This is a genomic window from Streptomyces sp. NPDC047017 (assembly GCF_040644175.1).
GTDB lineage: Bacteria > Actinomycetota > Actinomycetes > Streptomycetales > Streptomycetaceae > Streptomyces.
The window spans coordinates 1-1,575 of the sequence record NZ_JBEYVW010000001.1 but is presented as its reverse complement, the minus strand read 5'-3'; the positions used below and the strand labels follow the sequence as shown (position 1 = coordinate 1,575).

2 protein-coding genes are annotated in these 1,575 nt (G+C 74.2%); one reads left to right on the top strand and one right to left on the bottom strand.

The window, feature by feature from the left end; genetic code table 11:
- Window positions 1-333: 333 nt before the first annotated feature.
- A complete protein-coding gene (locus tag ABZ858_RS00010) occupies window positions 334-1,032 on the top strand; it encodes an ElyC/SanA/YdcF family protein (RefSeq protein WP_361370117.1) in 699 nt (232 codons plus the stop codon).
- Window positions 1,033-1,088: 56 nt separating this feature from the next.
- Here ABZ858_RS00010 and ABZ858_RS00005 read toward each other — a convergent pair.
- The coding region (locus ABZ858_RS00005) for a DDE-type integrase/transposase/recombinase (RefSeq protein ID WP_361370114.1) at window positions 1,089-1,575 on the bottom strand (487 nt) is incomplete at its 5' end.

Sequence of the window (1,575 nt, the reverse complement as noted above, 5' to 3'; positions counted from 1 at the left end):
GAAGGGCGGGGACCGGGCCGCTCCAGGGCGAAGCCGACGCGGTTCCCGGCGGCGACGGGGGGCCGGGCCGCCGGGCGGATGCGGTTCGCATCGCCGTCGGCGCCGGCGATGGACGGGGCGTGGTCGTCCGGGCCGGGGCCGGACCGGGCGTCCGGGCCGGGCGTCCGTGGTCGTCCGGGTCGGGCCGGGCCGGGTGGTCGGGGTGCGGCGGCACCGGGTGGTCGGGGCGCGGGGCGTGTCGCGCGTGCTGCGCCGGGTGGCGAAACCGGTCCGCCCCGTGGTGCGTCCTTGCTGGTGGAGGCCCGTGCGGGCCGTTCGAGGGGGGATCGACCGATGCGCTCGGAGCGCCGACCGAGATGGACGCGGCCGCGGCTGCCGCGTACCCGTGCCGGGCAGCGGCGGCTGGTGCAGGCCGTGATGGCGGTGTGCGTGCTGGCGCTGCTGCCGGCGACCTGGCTGTACGCGGTGACCGGCGACCGGCTGCGCACCACCGCCGACGCGCCGCGCACCGAGGTCGCCGTCGTCTTCGGCGCGGGCCTGTGGAAGGGCGAGCCGTCGCCTTACCTGGCGCACCGCCTGGACGCGGCGGCGGCCCTCTACCGGGAGGGCCGGATCAAGGTGGTGCTGGTCACCGGCGACAACAGCCGGGAGGACTACGACGAACCGGACGCGATGCGCGCCTACCTGACCGCGCACGGCGTGCCCGGCACCCGGATCGTGACCGACTACGCCGGCTTCGACACCTGGGACTCCTGCGTGCGCGCGAAGAAGATCTTCGGGGTGGACCGGGCGGTCCTGGTCAGCCAGGGCTTCCACATCCGGCGGGCGGTGGCCCTGTGCGAGGCGGCGGGCGTCGACTCCTACGGCGTCGGCGTCGACGCCGTGCACGACACCACTTGGTACTACGGCGGCGTCCGGGAGGTGTTCGCGGCCGGCAAGGCGGCGCTGGACGCGGTGTTCCGCCCGGACCCGACGTTCCTCGGGCCCAAGGAGCACGGGGTGGCGCGGGCGCTGGCGGCCGGCGCGCGGTGACCTGCGGTCGCGGAGTCGGCCTGGGTCCGGCGGTGACCTGCGGGCGGGGAGTCGGCCTAGGTGTATTGCCCTGTGAGGTTGGGGACGCGGCTGGCGGGTGGTTGGCCCTTGAGCGCGGTGTGTCCGCGGTGGTGATTGTAGGTGTGGAGCCGGCGGGGGAACGCTTGGCGTCGTTCGGTTTCTGAGTGGTAGGGGCGGGCGTAGGCCCATTCGTCGAGCAGGGTGCGGTTGAAGCGTTCGACCTTGCCGTTGGTCTGGGGTCGGTAGGGGCGGGTGCGCTTGTGGGTGATCCCGGCCGCTGTCAGCAGATCGTGCCAGTCGCGTGAGCGGTAGCAGGATCCGTTGTCGGTCAGCACTCGCTCGACGGTGACTCCGGCCTGGGAGAAGAACGCCTGGGCGCGGGTCCAGAAGGCGGTGGCCGTCTGTTTCTTCTCGTCCGTGTGGATCTCGCTGTAGGCGAGGCGGGAGTGGTCGTCGACGGCGGTGTGGAGGTAGCTGTAGCCGGCGCCGGACCGTGTCCTTCGGCCCGCTGCCCGGCCGAGG

Excerpts from the sequence above, each read along its gene's own strand:
- ABZ858_RS00010 (WP_361370117.1), top strand. The coding sequence starts at position 334 with ATGCGCTCGGAGCGCCGACCGAGATGGACGCGGCCGCGGCTGCCGCGT.